Origin of the sequence: Tunicatimonas pelagia, assembly GCF_030506325.1 — a bacterium.
GTDB lineage: Bacteria > Bacteroidota > Bacteroidia > Cytophagales > Cyclobacteriaceae > Tunicatimonas > Tunicatimonas pelagia.
In genome coordinates this window covers 5,847,117-5,868,340 of record NZ_CP120683.1, presented here as the reverse complement: position 1 = coordinate 5,868,340, position 21,224 = coordinate 5,847,117, and the positions used below count along the sequence as shown (strand labels likewise).

At 40.2% G+C, this 21,224-nt stretch carries 10 protein-coding genes; 8 read left to right on the top strand and 2 right to left on the bottom strand.

Annotated elements, in window-relative coordinates:
* Positions 1 to 73 precede the first annotated feature (73 nt).
* The gene (locus P0M28_RS25155) at positions 74 to 1,159 is read left to right on the top strand and encodes an endonuclease/exonuclease/phosphatase family protein (RefSeq protein ID WP_302206117.1); all 1,086 of its coding nucleotides are present in this window, start codon (positions 74 to 76) and stop codon (positions 1,157 to 1,159) included.
* A gap of 43 nt (positions 1,160 to 1,202) precedes the next feature.
* Here the strand turns inward: P0M28_RS25155 and P0M28_RS25150 are convergent, their stop codons facing one another.
* Positions 1,203 to 2,777 carry a glycosyltransferase family protein gene (locus tag P0M28_RS25150; RefSeq protein WP_302206116.1) on the bottom strand — a complete coding sequence of 525 codons (1,575 nt, stop codon included), beginning with the start codon at positions 2,775 to 2,777 and terminating at the stop codon, positions 1,203 to 1,205.
* Positions 2,778 to 3,254: 477 nt separating this feature from the next.
* Here P0M28_RS25150 and P0M28_RS25145 point away from each other — a divergent pair, with 477 nt between their 5' ends.
* The 7 genes from P0M28_RS25145 (at position 3,255) to P0M28_RS25115 (ending at position 13,885) form a co-directional block, all read left to right on the top strand.
* Positions 3,255 to 3,665, top strand: coding sequence for a response regulator (locus tag P0M28_RS25145; RefSeq protein ID WP_302206114.1), 411 nt, complete (start codon positions 3,255 to 3,257; stop codon positions 3,663 to 3,665).
* 14 nt (positions 3,666 to 3,679) lie between these two features.
* On the top strand, positions 3,680 to 4,822 hold the full coding sequence (locus P0M28_RS25140; RefSeq protein ID WP_302206112.1) for a sugar transferase: 1,143 nt from the start codon (positions 3,680 to 3,682) through the stop codon (positions 4,820 to 4,822).
* Between the two features lie 35 nt (positions 4,823 to 4,857).
* Complete coding sequence (locus P0M28_RS25135; protein WP_302206110.1) at positions 4,858 to 6,054, top strand: glycosyltransferase family 2 protein; 1,197 nt, start codon at positions 4,858 to 4,860, stop codon at positions 6,052 to 6,054.
* A 6-nt stretch (positions 6,055 to 6,060) separates the two neighbouring features.
* Complete coding sequence (locus P0M28_RS25130; protein WP_302206108.1) at positions 6,061 to 7,008, top strand: glycosyltransferase family 2 protein; 948 nt, start codon at positions 6,061 to 6,063, stop codon at positions 7,006 to 7,008.
* Positions 7,005 to 8,000, top strand: a complete 996-nt coding sequence (locus P0M28_RS25125) for an NAD-dependent epimerase/dehydratase family protein (RefSeq protein ID WP_302206107.1) — start codon at positions 7,005 to 7,007, stop codon at positions 7,998 to 8,000. Before P0M28_RS25130 ends, P0M28_RS25125 begins: the two co-directional genes overlap by 4 nt.
* Before the next feature lie 12 nt (positions 8,001 to 8,012).
* Positions 8,013 to 9,119 carry a glycosyltransferase gene (locus P0M28_RS25120; protein WP_302206105.1) on the top strand — a complete coding sequence of 369 codons (1,107 nt, stop codon included), beginning with the start codon at positions 8,013 to 8,015 and terminating at the stop codon, positions 9,117 to 9,119.
* Between the two features lie 692 nt (positions 9,120 to 9,811).
* Positions 9,812 to 13,885: a PA14 domain-containing protein gene (locus P0M28_RS25115; protein ID WP_302206103.1), complete on the top strand. Its 4,074-nt coding sequence runs from the start codon at positions 9,812 to 9,814 to the stop codon at positions 13,883 to 13,885.
* A 193-nt stretch (positions 13,886 to 14,078) separates the two neighbouring features.
* Here P0M28_RS25115 and P0M28_RS25110 read toward each other — a convergent pair whose 3' ends face one another.
* Complete coding sequence (locus P0M28_RS25110; protein ID WP_302206102.1) at positions 14,079 to 21,170, bottom strand: PA14 domain-containing protein; 7,092 nt, start codon at positions 21,168 to 21,170, stop codon at positions 14,079 to 14,081.
* Positions 21,171 to 21,224: the final 54 nt, after the last annotated feature.

Here is a 21,224-nt window from a genome sequence, read left to right as displayed (position 1 = left end):
AATAATATTCACAACTCTAACGCATTACTGTTACACAATAAACTGTAAAATAAATATAACACAACCTAAATAAATGAAGCTTATTACCATCCTGTTAGGAGTTATTACTCTTTTCGTCTATTACAGTGCAAACGTACCACCTACTTCACCAATGTACGTAGCAGTACTCCCCTTCTTTCTTCCGCTACTTTTGTTGTTACTGCTAATATTAGTTATTTACTGGCTCGTCAAAAAATCGTTTTTTCTGGTAGTTCCATTAGCTATACTTCTTATAGGGACTAAGTTCATTAGATCGACCTTCGCCATCAATCAATCGTCATCAGAAGATTTTACTACAAGTTTCAACATTCTGAGCTATAACGTTAGCTTCTTCAAAAAACCGAATCTCCACTACTTTGAAGGAGATCAATTTTCAGACGAAATTCCAGCCGAGGCAAGTGCTATCAAAAACTGGATAACTACTCAGGCGGCTGATATTATGTGTTTTCAAGAATATTACAATGATGATAACTCTAGCACGTACAATACTATCGCTTCCCTGGTGGGGGACGAAAAATACAATTACTATTTTTCCAGCGACAAGCTAGGAATTAATAAGGCGCAATACGGAGTTGTTACATTTTCCAGATTTCCTATTGTTGAACAAGGTGACATATTTATTAGTGATAATCGTTACAACCGTGCAATTTTTACTGACTTAGCCATCTACACCGATACCGTGCGAGTTATCAATGTTCACCTTCAGTCTATGGAACTGAGAGGAAACAACCCTATGTATGCCAACAGTGTAAACTCAGCTAAGTCTAACGCATTACAAATTTATTACAAGCTTAGAAGCGGTTTTATCCATCATTCCCAACAAACCGAAGAAATAATGAATTACATTGAAACTAGCCCTTATCCGGTGATAGTATGCGGAGATTTTAATGAGTCCCCTTACGGATATATTTATCAATCTTTCAATGAAAAAATGAGCAACGCCTTTGAGGAAGCAGGTAATGGATTTGGCTTTTCTTATAATGGCAATACGCTTCCTTTTCTTCGTATAGATCATCAATTCTTCCAGGATGAAATCGAAATATTAGATTTTACCACTTATGAAGATGTGAAATATTCTGAACATCATCCTATACAAGCAACGTACCAGCTAAAACCTTAGCTTTACCAAATTATCAAGCCTGTTCAGCTTTTTTCAAGTGCTGCTATTTATGTGGTGATAGCTCTTCATTTCTAATGTATACCTCAATAGTAGCATTGGTAGGGTATCGGGGTGCTACAAACGTATCTTGCAATTGATAATGCCCCTCAAAGCAGTTGCGTACTTCATACGGGAAAAAGTTATTAAGATTAGGGATGTCCTCAAACAATATCACATCGTAGTAACTGTTTTCAATTTTCTCACAAAACGCATCCTTCTCTCGGGTAAACATGCTTACGTTAAGATGGTGCCAAAGAGGAACATTCGTTTCTAGCTGGTAATTGAGAACCCGAGCTAGGGGCGTTAGCTCAGTCATATTAAGTACTTTAGGAGATTCATTATTCTTCAGTACCTCCAACTGCTGAATACGTTCAATGCCCTTCACTGTAGAAGGAGGCATGTATATTCGGTTAAAAACCGGATGATCGGCAAACTCCCACTCAGCTCTTTCAATATTGGTGTAGCTGGTATCAGTGTTTATAACATACGTATGCCGGTTAACTACATCTGAGGTAGTCTCCGTTGTAGGCATTACTCGACTGATTATTGGTTTCGTGTACTTATAGAACGTACTAGACCACCATAATAGAATTAATATTATAAAAGGTGCTAGATATTTGGGCTGGCTTAGGTTGAAAACCAGCGGAACCTGAGACACGATAAATACAAAGGCAAAGCTATGAAAGTAAATATTATTATTAGGAGGGGTGTAGCTGGTAACTTGTACAATAGAAGCCTCTACCAATATCCCTATGGTCATTAATAAGAAAAGCATGTCTCGCTTGTTCTGCAGCAACTCAAAGATATTTCTCTTATTATTCAGCCTATTCAGTAAAAGTATAATTATTACCACCGCATAGAACTTGATCCAGGCCGAACGGAGGAAGAATTCGTCGATAATATCACTCAGGCTAACCCTGGAGGTATGCGGAGACTGCCCGTAGTTGAACCAATATGTGAAGCCATCGTCTAGAAATGGCAATACCAACAAAGCAGATGTAGCCAATGCTGACAGAGCAAATGTCAATAAAATTGAGACTCTCTTTTCAAGAATAGCATCGTATAAAAGTAAAACTCCACAAAGCATAATTGCTAAGGCTCCTCCATCTTGTTTGGTAAAAAACGAGAGTGTGGCAAACACCCCACCCAATACTGCATAAATTAGCTGCCTTTTCTGACTCACAGCAAAAGCAGCCGAGAGCACAAATGCCATACCTATCATTTGATATACAAACACGGTATGATTGTACCAGGGCCAAAAGTTGAAAAATGAGTAAGAAAGACAAAATAAAAATACGGCAGCAAGCTTCAGACCGACCTCTACTTTTAATGTTTTCAGTATAGAGCTAAAAGCTATACCCGAAATGATATTGACAAATACCTGTGCTTTTACCAGAGTAACAAGGCTAGGACCAAATATCTTAAAGAAAATGGCTGGCACTACCCAAAACATAAATCCCATGGGTAGACCAAAATCCTCGTAAGGAACTTGGCCACTGTACAAACGATACGCTCCCTCCCAAGAAAGAAAGATGTTGACACGATAGGGGAACGTAACAAAAAGAGGAACGATAGCCATAATGGCAATGATTATCACCTCAAGTAATTGCAATTTTCTTTCGCTGAGTGAATATGAAAGTTTATACACAACCTTTATATTATTAAATTATTCTTCAAACATATGCAAGAAATTAGATTATTCAAATATTTTTTTCTATTTTTGTCATTATAGATCAGAATCTTACTTAGTTATATGCTGCTATATTAACTCAATTAAGTATAACAAGCATATTGGGCGTAAGAGCATAAATATTAAATTAATAATTTCAACTTTAAATTATACCTTATTTATATGCAAGTATCAATAAATAGACCAATATTGAGGTTAAAGGAAAACCAGAAAAATATATTGAATTATAAACAGTTTGTTTTATATTTGCTCAAGTACTTTTATTTGCCAGTTTAAGTATTTAAGTACTAATCTACTATTTTACGTCGCTTTCTGTTACTCAATCATCAAGTTGTTAAAATGCCACTTTATAACACGATCCCTCATATGAGATGGGGTAGAAGTATCTTAAGAAGTAGGGCTAAGAAAGGTCACATCTTAGTTGTTGATGATGATAAAGCCATACGGGTTATTTTATCAACAACTCTTAGAAAACACTTCGAGGTAACAGTGCTCCAAGATGGCGAAGAAGCGCTTCTATGGCTTCTGGAACAGAATCCGCCAGACTTTATAATTACTGATTTGAATATGCCCAACATCGATGGACTAGAGTTCATTCAAAATCTTAGAAGTAGTGTTATATACCGCGAAATTCCGGTTATCGTACTTTCTGGGAATACTCAATTAGACCCTCGTTTGAATCAATTCCTTGCTTCGGATATTTATTTTCATATGATAAAGCCGTTCGATCCAGAAGCTATTTTGTCGCTAATACTTAAGACCTGTCAGAGAAACTAATAACAATTAAGCTAATGCCCCCTCTAACTAAAATTTCTAACATTAATACTCTTTGTCAGCCACAAGAGTTTGAACCAAGCGCCCTTTTCTCTGCAAAGGGCAAAGTCATCTTTGTTGGAAAAGAAACAGAGAATATTGTTTTGAGACTTGCCCAAACTGACTATCTATACTTCGATACCATCGCCTTAGCAAGTAGTTGGCTGCAAAGATCAGACAGTCAGGATAGCTGCCAAATAGCCGCTACAGTTATAGATACTAATGTGTCGCTCGAATCGCTGAACTCTTTCTGTGCAGACATTCGCAAGTCAAGTAAGACGAAGAACGCACCTATTTTATTAGCTACCGATAAAAGCAATTTCCCTTATCAATTCTATATCTCAAGCTGCACAGAAGTTGATGATGTAATATGCACTGATGCAGCCCTAGACGATATTATAAAAAGGCTTAATTTTCTTACTGAATATAGATCACGCCTAAGTAAAAAGCATTTACACAATGCTTTTCATGTTCAACATACAGATCGTGAACAACGGCAGAGCTATTGGGTATTTAAACGCCTATTTGATATTTTCTTTGCCCTCAGCGCCATTATACTGCTTAGCCCACTTCTTCTTATTATTGGTTTGCTCATTTTGGCCGAATCTGGATGGCCGTTTTTTTACACATCTAAGCGAGCTGGTTCCGATTACCAAGTGTTTGACTTTTATAAATTTAGAACGATGCGTTCTAATGCAGATAACCTTCGGGAAGAATATAAAAACATAAACTTTTATAATTCAGACCTAGAATCGCCAGTGTTTTTTAAAGTAAAAAATGACCCTCGCGTTACGCGAATTGGTAAATTTTTGCGAAAGACCAGTTTAGATGAACTACCGCAACTCATTAACATACTAAAGGGAGATATGTCAATAGTTGGGAACCGCCCTCTTCCCTTAGATGAAGGGGCAAACCTCACTAAAGATCAGTGGGCATCCCGCTTCCTTGCTCCCGCCGGCCTCACTGGTTTGTGGCAGGTATCAAAATCTAAGAAGCAGGATATGACAGTATCAGAGAGAATTGAACTCGATTTGTACTACGCCAAGCACCACTCGCTTTGGCTTGATATGAAAATTATCTTTAAGACATTTCCGGCTATGCTACAGAAAGGGGAAATGTAAACTACGGCAAGAAAACAGTCTTTCAATAACCATTTATGCTATTACTAGAGAGTTTTCTTCTTATCTACCTCGGAGGAGTCGTTACTTATCTGTTCATTCTATCATTGGCAGGCAAGTTAAGGAACAAGCCTACGTATTCGCTGCATAAAACTTCTCCGCTCAAAATAGCGGTGCTAATACCTGCCTATAAAGAAGATTATGTAATTATTCACACTTTAAAAAACGCTCTGAAACAGAGCTTATCCCCTGCTATAAACCATGATGTAGTTATCATAGCAGATTCTTTAAAAGAAAAAACGATTCAGGAAATAAAGAAATTACCAGTTAAGCTAGTTGAAGTTTCGTTTGCCCAGAGCACAAAAGTTAAGGCTCTGAATGCTGGTTTAGCAGCCCTACCCGATCAGTACGATATTGCTGTAATACTAGATGCTGATAATATCATGGATTCCAGTTTTCTACAGCACATATGTGCTGCATACGCTACCGGAGAGGTTGTTCTTCAGGGCAGACGGGTTGCCAAAAACAAGAATACATCTTTTGCCATGCTTGACGCAGCCAGTGAAATTATTAACAACCATATTTTTAGAAAGGGTTATAACGCACTTGGTCTTTCAGCTTCACTAATTGGCTCGGGAATGGCCTTTGACTACAAATTGTTAAAGGATACGCTTACCAATCTTCAAGCAGTTGGCGGCTTTGATCGGGAGCTATGTTTAGCTTTAATCCAGCAGGGATACCAAGTAAAGTACCTTGAAGATGCTATTGTTTTTGACGAAAAGGTAGAACATGCTCAAACCTTTGCGAAGCAACGTCGGCGTTGGCTATCCAGCCAGTTCTATTATTTGGGCAAAAACTTTCGCGCTGCATTTTCTGAAGCAGTAGCGGGTAATTTTGCCTACTTTGAAGCAGCAGTTATCGGTAATTTAATTTTGCCAAGGGTGCTTATTTTAGGCTTACTTCCTTTCATAATGTTGGCTAGCCTACTCTTCCCTTCTGCCTTCGTTAGTAGCCCTCTTATCTGGGGGACATTGCTATTCGTTTTTACAATCGCCTTACTGTTACCTATTCCAAAGAGCTTCTATAACCGTAAGTTATTAGTTGCTGTCTTCAAAATACCTTACGCGTTTGCCATACTATTTATCACCTTATTCAAGCTGAAGAACTCTAACCAGAAATTCATACACACCCCACACCGGGTAGTACTTCCTGAATCAGAATCTGAAAATATCTAAATACGTATGCAAAAAGAGTTTCCATTAATATCGATCATTATCCTCAATTATAATCAGCTAGAAGTTACTTGCGAATTCTTAGAATCTACCAAGCAGCTTTCTTATCCAAATTTTGAAATTATTCTAGTTGATAACGCCTCTAAAATTAATCCTACCCAGGTAGTCCACCAACAGTATCCGGATGTTAAGGTAATTGTGAGCAAAGAAAATCTGGGGTTTACCGGCGGGAATAATTTGGGGATTGAATCAGCGCAAGGCGAGTACTTCTTAATAATCAATAATGATACGGAAGTTACTGAAGATTTATTAGAGCGACTGCTAGAGCCTTTCAATCTGTTTCCTGAAGTTGGAATGGTCAGTCCTAAAATCAGGTATTTTCAAGAACCAGAAATTATTCAATACGCTGGTTACACGCCAATTAATCCTTTCACCGGTAGAAATAGGGCAATTGGCTCGAAGGAAGTAGACCGAGGACAATACAATATCTCTCATGAAACACCCTACGCGCATGGAGCCGCCATGATGGTAAAGCGAGAAGTAGTAGAAGAAGTTGGTATGCTTCCTGACTTGTTTTTCATCTACTACGAAGAACTAGATTGGTCTAGCCAAATTAGAAATAAAGGGTACAGTGTATATTATCAAGCTAATGCATTAGTTTACCATAAGGAATCAATAACGATGGGTAAAGAAAGTGCTATTAAAGCCTACTATCATAACCGAAACCGAGTTTTGTTTATGAGAAGAAATACTAATGCCTTGCAGTGGATAGGCTTCCTTATTTTTCTTCTGTTATTCATTATACCTAAAAAAACGGTTACCTATGTTTCTAAAGGCCGTTTTGTACACCTGAAAGCATTGTATAGGGGGCTTTGGTGGAATATTATTCACCCAAAAGAAGAAATCACCCCTGTTATTGCCAAAGTAAGTAGAACCGTCAATTTCCAAGCTTCATGAAAAAGTCTTTAATTACAGGAGGGGCCGGGTTTATCGGCTCCCACGTCGTAAATCATTGTTTAGCGTTAGGACATAAAGTAGTTGTATTAGACGACCTAAGTGGTGGGTTTCGTGATTATGTTCCATCAGAAGTCACCTTTGTTGAGGGCTCTATTACTGATGTTCAGCTTGTACAACAACTATTTGATCAATATCAGTTTGATTATGTGTATCATTTAGCTGCCTATGCCGCTGAAGGATTGTCTCACTTTATTCGACGATTTAATTATAACAACAACCTCATTGGAAGCATTAACCTGATTAATGAATCGGTTAAGCATAATGTCGAGTGCTTTGTTTTTACTTCATCAATAGCAGTATACGGACCCGGACAGGTACCCATGAAAGAAGACATGATACCCGAGCCGGAAGATCCGTATGGCATTGCCAAATATGCCGTTGAACTCGATTTACATACTGCCCATCGTCTCTTCGGTTTGGATTATATCATCTTCCGTCCGCACAACGTATATGGGGAGAATCAGAATATAGGGGATAAATATCGTAACGTGATCGGTATTTTTATGAACCAGATTATGCAAGATCAGCCGCTAACGATCTTCGGCGATGGTACCCAGAGTCGTGCCTTTAGTCATGTAGATGATGTAGCACCTTATATAGCCAATGCTATTAATGTACCGGCAGCACGTAATCAAGTATTTAACATTGGAGCTGATAAGCCGTATACCGTGAACGAATTGGTAGAAGTTGTGGCAAAACAGTTCGATGTGTCACCTCAAATTCGTCATTTGGAAGCTCGTAAAGAAGTTGTACACGCATATTCCGATCATAGCAAGGTGAAGTCCGTATTTGATATTGATTCTTTTGTACCCATTGCTCAAGGTATTGAGCGTATGGCATCATGGGCTAAAACGGCCGGTGCTCGCCAGAGCCAGGAATTTGAGAATATTGAAATACACCGTCACCTTCCCCAAGGGTGGGCTTCCAAATAGATCACCGTTCTGTTGAAAAGAATTCTTTATGCTATACGTCAAGGTAAGATCGGAGGTGGTGAGCGGCATCTTTTAGATTTAGTCACTCACCTGAATAAAAAAGACTTTTACCCCATCGTCGTATCATTTACACCTGGAGAAATGATCGAAGCACTTCAGGAATTGGGTATTGAAACCTATGTCATTCCTTCCCAATCCCCCTTCGATTTCCGGGTTTGGCCCCGAGTTTCAGAACTTATTGGCAAAAAAAACATAGATATTATTCACGCTCATGGCACCAGAGCATGCTCTAACGTATTTTGGTCAGCAAATAAGTTAAATATTCCCCTTTTATATACCGTGCACGGATGGTCTTTTCATGCTGGGCAAAAACCTTATATTAGATACTTAAGACAAGCCGGAGAAAAGTGGCTAATAAATCAGGCTAATGCTGTAATTAACGTTTCTCATAGTAACTTCCAGGAAGGTAAACAAAAGTTAGGACTACAAAATGCTACTGTAATTCAGAACGGCGTTAACCTCACCCGTTTTGACAAAAGCAAAACGTACCCCAATACTCGAGCTGAATTGGGAGTCCCCTCACACTGTACCTTAGTTGGATTCATTGCCCGAATTACCCATCAGAAAGATCCTATTAGTTTTGTTCATGCTGCCCAACAGGTTCTTCAAGAACATTCGGATATTCACTTTCTTATGGTTGGTGAGGGTGACCTTAAAGAGGAGGCTATTGATCTGGTTGAAAAATACGATATTGCCTCGAACTTTCATTTCCAAGATTTTCGTAATGATGTGCCTGCCCTTTTATCAATAATTGATATTTATTGTTTGCCCTCACTGTGGGAAGGGCTGCCTATCGGATTACTGGAAGCCATGGCTATGGGAAAAGCGGTGCTAGCAACCCCCGTAGATGGCACCAAAGAAATTATTATTAACCAAGTGAATGGCTTTTATATAAAAGTAAACCATCCTCAGGATATAGCTGCCAAAATTATTCAGTTACACACCAACAAGAATTTAGCTGAGCGAACTGGGCTAAGTGCCAGCGATTTAGTGTATCAAGAGTACGATCTAAAAGATTCTATCAGACGTACTGAGCAAGTATATTGTGAAATACTTTAATCCCGAATTATTGGCACATATTAGAGGGCTATTTATTCTTAATTAACAATCTAATATTAGGCAATAGCGACTGGCTTTCCGGTTTTTTGTGATGCGAATAAAATCAAAATGAATAGGTCTTCTAAGAAAATTTATACTTTCATATTGATAAACTGATTTCATTAAGTATCAATTTGATAGGCATATTTTTATAAAAACCCTCTCTACAAGGAATTATACGCATAAAAACGCTTTTTTTTTCATTAGAATATAGGAAGGAATCAATCAAATGCATTTAGGTATAAGTTAGAAAAATTATATTTTAATTGCTAAAAGTAATGTTTTCAAAAATACTGTACGTAGTGAGAATTTATTAGTTCTAAATAAATTTCATATTGACATTTTTTCTTTTTCTCTTTTAGTGATACCCCCAGTACTACCGTATGATTCTCTAAAACTCGCTCACTATAAATACTTTACAGCAATATCCGGTTTATAGCTTTTTACTCATCTTAGCAATAAAAGTATTCGTTCTTTCCTTGATGTCTTTTATGTCTACCAGGAAATATTGACTATTTAACTAAATCTAAAAATCATTTCTCAGGAAAAATATTACTAAGCATGATTATGATATTGCTGGCCTAGATATTGTGTTTTTTGGGGAATAGAGTTTGCAACACTCACTACCTAGATTCAAAGCAAAAGATTACAACATGAAAACATTTACATTATTATTGTCTTCCTTGCTCATGAGCCTGATAGGGTTCGCAGGGCCAGGGGATCAAGTAGCAAAACCGCAAGGATCTACCTCTGCGGCCTTCGGATATTATGAGTACTTACCTACAAACTACAATAGTAGTGACAAATTCCCTGTACTAATTTTCTTGCATGGTATAGGCGAAAAAGGTAATGGTACTACGCAATTGAATAGGGTACTGCGAGTAGGCCCTCCGAAGGAAATTAACGACGGACGTGATTTTCCATTTATCGTGATCTCACCTCAGCGTTTTAACGGATGGTGGGGTGCTGACGCAGTTAAATTTTACGTAGATTATATTGTCGAGAACTATAACATAGATGAAGATCGGATATATCTTACTGGAATAAGTTCTGGCGGTCATGGTGTGTGGGCTTACTCAGCCAAATATCCCGATAAAGTTGCTGCTGCTGTTCCCATCGCTGGCAGTGGCGTTGGTCAAAACTACTGCGAACTTGCTAAAATCCCAGTATGGGCATTTCATGGCGAAAACGATAGAACAGTTGCCCCCTCAAACTCAATCACTCCTATTCAGGAAATAAACAAATGCTCAGACGTGGTAGAGGCTAAACTAACTCTCTACCCTGGCGTGGGGCATAACTCATGGAGTCGTACGTACAGCGGTAGTGCTGGTCACGATATTTATTCTTGGATGCTATCTCACAGCAAAAGTGGGAATTCTTCTGGCACCCCCAACCAAAGCCCTATTGTTGATGCTGGCGATGATATAACTTTAACTCTTCCCGAAAACTCTACTAGAATATCTAGCACAGCTACTGACCCAGACGGGCAGGTTGCGTCTTTCTCCTGGAAAAAAGTTTCTGGCCCATCGGCTTCTTTATCACAAACCAACTCTTCTACTCTTAAAGTGTCGTCTCTTACTGAAGGAGAATATACTTTTAGGTCTACTGTATCAGATGAAGACGGGGCTACCGCTTCTGATGATGTAAATGTGGTAGTATCAAATCCATCAAGTAACTCACCAGGAGCAGACTGCGATTGTGATCACGTAGTACCATCTAGTATGCGAACTGTTAGTCCTTCGACGCTAGGTGAAATCAAACCAGGGGATGTTATTTGTCTTGAGGCCGGAGTGAGAGATTATATTTCTTTCAAAAACTTTAGTGGAACTGCATCAAAGCCTATTATTGTAAAAAACTGTGGTGGCAAAGTACAATTTGAGAATGAAACTCGTCGCGGAATCATTTCTTTTTCTGAATGTAAATTTTTCAGATTTACCGGAAGCGGGGTCCGTGGCATGAAGTACGGAATTAAGGTAGCCAAAGGTGGAAAAGATACCGCTATCCGATATGGCGGGGGATGTACCGATTTTGAGATAGACCACATAGAAGTAGCAGACGCTGGTTTTGCTGGTATCATGATTAAATCTGATCCTATGTGCCAATTTCCTCAGTATCAGCGTCAAAACTTCGTAATGGAGAATGTTTTAGTCCATGATAATTACATTCACGATGTATACGGTGAAGGTATATATATTGGCCACTATGCGTACAACGGGCTAGAGACTTCAGAATGTGGTACTATTTATCCTCATAATATAAATAACCTCAAAGTATACAATAATATCACTAAGAACACTGGAGCCGATGGTATTCAGGTAGCCTGTAACCCTGTTGGCTGTGAAATATATGGTAATTTAATTGAGGATTATGGATATGATGCTTTTGCCCCTTTTCAATCGAATGGATTGATAGTTGGTCAGCAGGCTAAAGTGTATAACAATGTTATTAAGAATGGTAAAGGCGATGGTGCCGGTATGCAGGTTTTTGGTGGTGGTGGACACGTAGTGTTTAACAACCTTATTATTAATTCCCCGCACGCTGGTATATTCTGTGATGAGAGAGCCGACAAAATTGACGGTCCCTATCGTTTTTATAACAATACAATCATTAATTCAGGGGCGGGTGGTATTCTTCTCTACGGCGAAAAAGTTCCTCACAACTATGTGAAGAACAACATTATTGTGGACTCGCAGGGTAAGTATATTATTACACTGAATAATAAAGTGAAGGTAGAAGAAGGCAGTAACTACACCACTAAGAATATTAATGACATAAAGTTTGTTAATGCCTCTTCTGGAAACTATCAATTAGCCTCAGGGTCACCGTGTATCAATGCAGGGGTAGATGTATCTTCTTACGGGGTTAGATTTGATATGGAGGGGGTTGATAGACCTTATGATAATAAGTTTGACATTGGAGCGTATGAAGCCAAGGTTACTACTTCCCCTAATCCTCCGGCAGCGGGAAATGGATTAAACTATAAGTACTACCACGGTGCCTGGAGTCAACTGCCTGATTTTGGCAAGCTGTCTGCTGAAAAGCAAGGTACGGTAGCCAACTTTAGTCTGAATCCACGACAGCAAAATAGCAATTTTGGCTTTGCCTTTACCGGATACATTCAAATCGAAAAGCAAGGAAGCTACACCTTCTATACAGCTTCGGATGATGGTAGTCAGTTGTTCATTGACAACAAACGGATTGTTGATAACGACGGACTGCACGGTAAACAAGAACGGTCTGGAAGCGTCTCCCTATCTGCTGGTATGCACGCTATCAAAGTGGTGTACTTTGAACGATCGGGTGGTGAGGTACTAGAAGTAAAGTACCAAGGCCCCGGTGTTAACAAACAGCAAATTCCGAATGATGTGTTGTTTACTTCCGATACTGGAGATAATCCTCCGGCAGCGGGAAATGGATTAAACTATAAGTACTACCACGGTGCCTGGAGCCAACTGCCTGATTTTGGCAAGCTGTCTGCTGAAAAGCAAGGTACGGTAGCCAACTTTAGTCTGAATCCACGACAGCAAAATAGCAATTTTGGCTTTGCCTTTACCGGATACATTCAAATCGAAAAGCAAGGAAGCTACACCTTCTATACAGCTTCGGATGATGGTAGTCAGTTGTTCATTGACAACAAACGGATTGTTGATAACGACGGACTGCACGGTAAACAAGAACGGTCTGGAAGCGTCTCCCTATCTGCTGGTATGCACGCTATCAAAGTGGTGTACTTTGAACGATCGGGTGGTGAGGTACTAGAAGTAAAGTACCAAGGCCCTGGTGTTAGCAAAAAGAAAATCCCGAATGATGTGTTGTTTACTTCCGATACTGGAGATACTCCTCCTGTAGTAGACCCACCTAATCCTGGTGCTGAAGGCTATCGGATACTGGTTAATTTTAACCAAAATGATAATCAGCCTGCACCTTGGAATAATGTTGGTTCGCACCCCCAATACATTGAGCCGTTACGCAACATGAGCACAGATGATAATAGGGCAACTACGGTTGATATAGACTTTACAAGTTCTTGGAATGGGGTAAACCTTGCCGGTATGACCACGGGAAATAATTCAGGTGTTTTTCCAGATAATGTAATGAAGTCAGCTTACGTTATCTCTACCTCGAATACTTATACATTCAAAATTAAAGAACTTAACGCTTCGCTTAAGTACAAGCTAATCTTCTTTGGTAGCCGTAATGGAGGTGGCGATCGTACAACAATTTATAAGGCCGGAGGAAAATCCGTCTCGTTGAATGCCTCTTATAATACAGAAACAGTAGAGATAGATGGTTTATCCCCAAGTAGCGCGAAGGAAATATTGGTTGAAGTTCGTAAATCGTCTACTTCAAGCTATGGCTATCTGAATGCTATGGTAATTGTGGGATACAATCCTAACCAATCTCGTTTAGAAGACTCTACGAGTAAGGGAGTAGTAGAACAAACTATTTCTGATGAGTTTATAGCTGATAATTCTGAGATACAGGTATATCCTAATCCGGTAGATAAGCAGTTGTTCGTATCTCTACCGCAAACAGATGGTCAGTCGAGTTACCGTCTAACGCTGTTGAGCAACACTGATGTGGTCACTAGCTGGGAAGTTGGAGAAGTTAGCAGTTCTATTATTGAGCTAAATACTCAGCGCTTAGGGTTACGATCCGGTGTGTACTATTTGCGTATAGCGTCAGAACAAGGACTCGTAAAAACTGTAAAGGTTCTTGTAAAATAACCTTGAGGACTACTAGTAGCTTCAGGCTACTATAGTAGCGGTTAGAATAAGTATTAGATACAGATAATAAGGCGATGTAGGAATGTTCCTACATCGCCTTATTTGTTTATGGCTCACGCTAGCTTAGCAAAGCTTGCTACAGATGAACACTTTTCTAATAGCTACGCTGATAGCATTATGCGTGCTATTCTACTTAATCTTTAATCACTCTATATACTTTGCCCTTTTTACTAGTAGGAATAATCCTTACGAAATACACACCAGTTGCAAGGGTAGAGAAATCAATTTCAGAAATAGAAGTATTAAATTTAGGTAAAATCTCTTCATGGTAAACCCGATTTCCTAGCCCATCAGAAATCTCGATCTCAACTTTTTCGTCTGGAATTTCTTGTAAAACAATAGTGAGTTCATTGGTAACCGGGTTCGGGAATATTAAATGATTACCGGTTAAAGTACTCTCGTCTAATTCAGCTTCCAACCCAGTCTTATCAGATTTTTCACTCTCAACATCAGCAACTCTCGCCCCACTTAAAATTGGCACCTCATTATACGCCTGGATAACCAGTGCATTGAGATAGCCATACTGCGACCCGGCCGAGGAAACAATATCAATGAATACCTTACCACTCTGGTTAGGCTGCACTCCGTTTATCTGGACTGTATTAGAAATATTGAAGGAAGAACTTAAAGTCACCGTATTTCCATTAATCGTGTAGTCGGTGTTTCTGTTACCACCACCATCTCTACTTCCAAAGAAAACAAAGTTATAGGTGAGGGTTTCGCTTAGATTTCCGATTTCAATGCGGGCGGCCTCAGTAGCTTCTAAGAACCAGAATGTTCTAATTACATTATCTGGGTAAATTCCCGTTCCGCCAGGTACCATTCCAAACGGATTAGCCCCCCCAAAAGTGGTGGAGTTAGGATGCTCTACAACTCTTAAATATACACCGCGGTTTACCCAACTCTGATCGCGTAAACTAGTTCGCTGAGTACCTACCACTGGCACGGTGTTCATATTGTTCCACGGCTGCCCTTGATTGTAGCCTTGGTTTGCGTTCAGATAAATAGTATACAACAATGAAGATGCGTAAACATCGTCAGTGAAAGTGCTTTCACCTGAATCATTATAGGCTGAAATCTTATAAACATAGGTTGTGTTAGTCTCAAGGCCAGTGTCTACGTAAGTTGATATATTCGGATCAGTTGAAGTTAATAAAGTGAAATTTGATTCAGCCAAACTTCGCCGGTATATATTAAATCCATCTTCATTCACTGAATTATCTGACCACGATAAGTTGATTGACGATCTAGAGTTACCAACAGCAACCAATTCTGAAGGAGTTGTTGGTATGCCACTATCTTCAAATGACTCAATCACCATGCTATTAATGTAGGCAAATGAAGCTGATGTTGCCTTCTGCATCTCAATAATTAGCTCACCGTTAGCATCTCCTTTCACACCATTGATTCTAACAGTATTTGTACTATTTCTTGAAGCATTCAGCGCAACCGACTTGTTCCCGATGGTATAGACCGTAGTTCTATCACCATCGCCGGCCCTACTGGCAAAGAAGACAAAATTGTAGGCCTTATCAGTATCCATTCCACCGATCTTTACTGTTTTTACTTCGTTTGTAATCTCCCAATAAAACGTTTTCATAACGTTGTCGGGATAAACTCCCGAATTATCACCAGTGACTACACCCGTAGTGTTAGACCCTGCCCACTTGTTAACGAAGGTTACGGACAATCCAGAGTTACTACCCGATTCGTCAAGTAAATTACTTTTTGAAGTTCCAGCCAATGGCTGAGTATTAAAATTATTCCAGGGTGTCCCTTCATTTGAGCCTAAGTTAAAATTGATATAGGTAGACACAATTAGCTTCTCAGATACTTCAATGGCTGCATCTACTGTGCTACTGGCCCCCTGATCATCAGTGGCAGTAATTTGCAATAAATAATTACCAGCGTCTCCCGAATTAGGCTCTATACTCAAATCAGCCGTGCCATCGAGGTTATCTGTTAGCGTGGTGAAATCGGGTAAGTTCTCACCAGTAAACGATATGGAATTACCTTCCAAATCGGTAGCTGAGATAGTTACACTTGCAATTTGATTTTCAGCCACTCGCACATCACTAATTGGCGAAATAACTGGTGCATTGTTAGATAAAGTAAAGCTAAGGGCATTGGACGGTGTCGATTCACCATTGCTATTGATTGCCGTCACTTGGTACCAATAGGTTCCCCCTCCTGGCACCGCATCTACGTATGAGCTAGTATTTATTCCTAAAGCAGTAATCTCACTAAACGGCCCTGCCTCATCTGTTGCGCGATAAATTTTAAACCCAGTTTCATCTGGGGTAAGATCAGTCCAGTTCAGCGTTATTTCCATACTAGCGGTAGAATTGACCGTTAGTAGCTTTGGTGCGTCTGGTGCAGTACCATTATCAAAGTAAGATACTACTTCAAGTGCGTTGATATACCCGAAAGCAGTGAATACATCCTGTTTCTGTATATCAATTGTAACTTCACCGTTGGTATCTGAAGATACATTATCTATCGTCACGACATTCGATGTATTACCCATTGCATCTAGCGTAACGGTTTGGCCATTAATAGTGTAATTGGTGTTCCTTATCGCTGTACTTCCCGTATTATCCCTGCTTCCGAAAAATCGGAATGCGTATTTCAAATCTGAGTTTAACCCACTAACCTTGACCGTATTTACACCTGTGCTTTGCTCAAAGAAGAATGAACGAGTTACTACATCAGGATATATACCTGAGTTATTTCCCGTGTTTGCCCCAAAATCATTAGCACCGGTCCACGAAGTCATCAGCTCCAATGACAGATCTGAACTTTCTCCAGCATTATCGGTAAGGTTAGAAAGGGTAGTTCCCGCAGTTGAACTAGAAAGATTATTCCAAGGTGCAGGAGCAGCACTGTTCCTATGAAAGTTCACCAGGAACGTTTTACTAACACTTACCTCGCTTACAGTAACAGAAAATGATTCGCTAGTGGTGCTTTTACCATCGGTTACTGAAACCTGTACAGGATAAACACCGCCACTGGTATAATCCGGATTTAATACTAAAGTAGCAGTACCATCGCCATTGTCCGAGAAATTAGCAAATGCAGGAAGATCACCTGTTGAATAGGTAAGATTGTCGCTTGCATCGAGATCTGATGACGATATATTTACCGTATAAGAAGCATTTTCTTCTATCGTAATATTACTAATAGGCGTGATAACTGGGAGGTAGTTCTCATCTACTGTAATACCAAATGACAGAGCAGTAGAACCTCCAAAGTTATCTTCTGCTAAAAGATCTACAGTGTAGGTGCCTAGTTCGGTAGGGCTTAATGATAACACCAGTAGTCCTGGGCTGTTTTGCACCGTTGACACAAAGTTGGGTTGTTGTACAATACTCAGGCTAACTTCGTCTAAGTCAGCATCGCTGGCCGTGATACTGACCTGCAAATTGCTGTTAACACGCACAATAACATCGGTCATTGGATCAAAAACCGGATTGGTATTCAAGCTACTTCCCTCAACAATTTGGGAAAGGCTTACTTGATCCTGTATTCCCTTAGCAGCTACCTGATAGCGGTACTGAGTGTGAGCCGTAAGGTCGCTATCCAGGTAACTTTCAGTATTTGCCTCAACACTTCCCACCAGATCGAAATCGTTACTGCCACCCATTGCCCTAAATATGTCAAATCCCGTTTCGTTGTTGCTGGCATCAGTCCAAGTTATTTCAATCTCAGAGGTAGATATACCAGATACAGCAACGTTGGTTGGGGCACTGGGCAAAGGAGGTAGCTCTAAGGTAGTAGCGTTAATATACTCAACCGCTTTGAAAGCTGAGTTAGGTATTTGCTGACGAGAAATTCCTGGGCCTTCGTATTCTACAGTAAGACTTTGACCTGCGCTTCGTTCAAAAAACTCAATTTTTATGGCATAAAAGCCCGCATCATCAAACTGCTGAACTCCACTGCGAGTCTGAGCTCCATGTATTCCGTCGTTGTTTACAACCACCTCGTCGTTTATATACAACTTGCTTCCATCATCCGATCTCGTATAAAAGGTATATTCACCAGGTGTTGGTATGTCAATAAAGCCTTCAAACTGGAAAGCAAAATTGTCATCCTGTTGCCTTACACTCAAATCTACGTTATCAACATTACCCGTAGCTTTGGCGGTGTAAGAGTCAAAATCAGGAAGCCTCGATAAATTATTTATCTCATAATAACTGTAGTCGAGGCCGTTTCCAGTTATAGACCCAACATTAGGATCAGACTCTCCCGTTGGCCCAATAGCTCGTATTTGGTAGTAGTAGGTTGTTCCGCTTTCTAGCGCACTATCAATAAAGGTTGTAGTATTTGCTTCTACTGAAGCTATCATAGTCAAAGAACCTTGTGGACTTAGGGCACGATATATTTCAAATGCACTTTCGTCAGAAGATTGATCATCCCACTCTAACTCAATTTGATTATGAGCAATGGCAGTAGCTGTTACATTTTCTGGGGCATTGGGCGGGCTTGGCAACGTAAAATCAGTATTCATTGCCTCATCTGGAATAAGTTGTTTGGAAATTCCGGGACCTTCCCAGCGAACTTCTAATACATCACCCCAATAACCATTGTTAAAGTATTCTAGATGAATGGGGTAGGTTCCTTCTGCTAGTACAATTTGACCGGATCGCTCGCGGGCGAACTGTCTACCATCGTTATCTACTACTTGAAAATCACCAATTGATAACACACTTCCATCGGCAGATCTAGTGTAAAATGTATATAACCCACCATTCTCAATTGTGATATACCCATCGTACACTATAGCATAATCCCTGTTTTGCTTGGGTGAAAGATCAAAGTTTTGTAAAGTACCAAAACCATTCGGAGAATTGAAGCGCAGATCGCTTAGTTGGTTAATCCTAGTGCTATAGTACTGGTACTTCAGCCCCTGATTTACCGCTGGTGCGGTTATTTGACCAGTAGACACTGAGCTATTGCCCGATTTGTCTCTTGCCTGCAAAGAAAATGCATACAAATCACCTGTGGTCAACCCCTTCACTTCCGTAATAATGGTAGGTTGGTCATACCCTTTAAGATTAGAACCGTAAACCTCCAGCTCTTCCATGCGAACACGACGGTTGTCGCCACGCCGTTGATCAACGAATACTCGTAAGTATCTCCCGATACCACTTAGATTTCTATGCGTTTTATAGCGCCCAGAATTGCTTTCTACGCTAAGAATATCTTCCCAATTTATTGCATCATGAGAAACCTGAAGTCGATAATCTACCGCATAGTCGCCTTCCCAAGTTATTGTTACGGCTGATACCAGAAAAGAATCGGCTAAATCAACTTGTATCCATTCTGGCTCTTCTCTTCCTCCTCTGCCAGAAGACCAATAGGTATTTAAACTCCCGTCGTTTGCTTTAGCGGCATTCCTGGAAGAATTTTCGTCACTAGAAGCAGTTGATGGACGATTAAGAGCTGCATTTAACGGAAACACAATGGAGTTTTCACTATTGATCTCATAGGTATTCCCTCCGTACGTTAAATCATAAACAAGAGAACCTAACCCGTCAACATTATCGATCGAGGATGTCCAAGACAATTGAATACTATTGTCGGAAGTAGCTGCCACTTCAAACTTGGTAGGTTGAGAGGGTGCTTCAGTATCTTGAAAAGTAGTTACCTCTAACAATTCGTACTCAGAAGCACCTTGGGTATTGGTAGCCCTAATCTGATAATAATAACTGGTATTAGGTGATAGCTCACTATCTACGTACGCATCATCACCCTCGCCTAGTAGCGCTAATAGTTCGTAAGGCCCACTCTCTTCCAATGCCCGATACAGTTCGTAACCTTTTTGATTAGCATTATTGGAGCCCCAGAATAAATTAATCTGAGTTTCAGAGTCGGCAATTCCGTAAAAATCACTAGGGCTTGATGGCCCCTGCGTGCTATTGTTAGTTAATACCACTGGCTCAGAAAACCCGCCAGGGCATCCGTTAAAAGCAGTTACAGCCACACTGTATGAACCAGGATTGCTTACCTGTATAGTTTGGGTAGTACTTCCATTTGACCATTCGTAGAACTCATAGCCATCAGGAGCACTTAAAGTAACACTAGTGGTACCATCCAAGGTTGGAAAATGCACGCTTCCTGAAGCAGTGATAGAAACCGGTGGGGTGGGGCCAATGTATTGAATAACAACCGGGTCAGACCATTCTGTCCACTCACTCCCTCTCCTAAAACGCATGGTGAATGTTCCTTCTTCTTGAACATTAATACGATTGGTATTGGTAGCGACAACTACGTCATCTTTCTTCCACTCGTAGCCTGAAAAACCCGCGGTTACTCCTAAATCTACGTTTATTGGTTGTCCTTCACAGAAATTAGTTCGTCCGCCGTATACATGAATTTGATTTTTCTTGTTGCGAAGCATGTAAGGAAAGAAATCAGGATCAGCGTACATGGTGTTCCATATACCGTGTCCTAAATTCGGATAAAAGCTATACTTTACGTTTCCACCCAAGTTTTCTAGTGCATTAAGCAATTGCGTAGTAGCTTCTGGGGATGGGCGACGATCCAAGCCTCCCTGACCAATCCACACCGGAATCTCCGCTACTCTTGGCATTCTGGGGATAAAGGCAACCGGACCAACCGCAGACATGGGAATGCCAGCAGCAAACAACTTAGGGTATTGTGTCAGCATTTCCAACGTGCCTGTGCCTCCGGCAGACAGACCATGTACATAAATTTGGTTTGGATCAACATTGTTGTTTTCTATCAGCAGCTCAATGATCTCTTTGCTAAAAAGCGCGTTTCCTCCGGTCCAAAAGCCATTTTCTGTCTGAGGATATAACAAATAACCTGGAAACTGATCCCTTAAAACAGCATCCCGATGTTGTCGCCCTCCATTTCTAAGTTGATCTCGGTTATCACCCCCCGTCTCACCTAAACCGTGTAAAAACAAAATGAGAGGATACTTCTTATTTGGATCAGAAAAATTCCAATCTCCATAATAATCGCTTCCTCCAGCACCTTTCGTATAAGTCACTCCGTTGGGGGGCATTAAACGAAAAGGAAGGTTATTATAAATGAACGGAAGATAATTTAACTCCCAACTACTCCCTCTATTATGCCCCCAATCACCTACCTCACCCCAAGGGGGCTGCTGATCTGGAAACGGGGTTGATTGAGCGAATAATTTAAATCCTGTACTAAGCGACAACAGGAGCGCGACTAATAATGTAGATTGTTTCACCATTGCTTATTTTTATGAACCAGAATAGAAAAACCTTACTTGTGTATGAAATTGTCT

Bases quoted from the DNA above. Each gene is read 5' to 3' on its own strand.
- P0M28_RS25155 (WP_302206117.1), top strand. From the start codon at position 74: ATGAAGCTTATTACCATCCTGTTAGGAGTTATTACTCTTTTCGTCTAT.
- P0M28_RS25150 (WP_302206116.1), bottom strand. From the start codon at position 2,777: ATGGCTATCGTTCCTCTTTTTGTTACGTTCCCCTATCGTGTCAACATC.
- P0M28_RS25145 (WP_302206114.1), top strand. From the start codon at position 3,255: ATGAGATGGGGTAGAAGTATCTTAAGAAGTAGGGCTAAGAAAGGTCAC.
- P0M28_RS25140 (WP_302206112.1), top strand. From the start codon at position 3,680: ATGCCCCCTCTAACTAAAATTTCTAACATTAATACTCTTTGTCAGCCA.
- P0M28_RS25135 (WP_302206110.1), top strand. From the start codon at position 4,858: ATGCTATTACTAGAGAGTTTTCTTCTTATCTACCTCGGAGGAGTCGTT.
- P0M28_RS25130 (WP_302206108.1), top strand. From the start codon at position 6,061: ATGCAAAAAGAGTTTCCATTAATATCGATCATTATCCTCAATTATAAT.
- P0M28_RS25125 (WP_302206107.1), top strand. From the start codon at position 7,005: ATGAAAAAGTCTTTAATTACAGGAGGGGCCGGGTTTATCGGCTCCCAC.
- P0M28_RS25115 (WP_302206103.1), top strand. From the start codon at position 9,812: ATGAAAACATTTACATTATTATTGTCTTCCTTGCTCATGAGCCTGATA.
- P0M28_RS25110 (WP_302206102.1), bottom strand. From the start codon at position 21,170: ATGGTGAAACAATCTACATTATTAGTCGCGCTCCTGTTGTCGCTTAGT.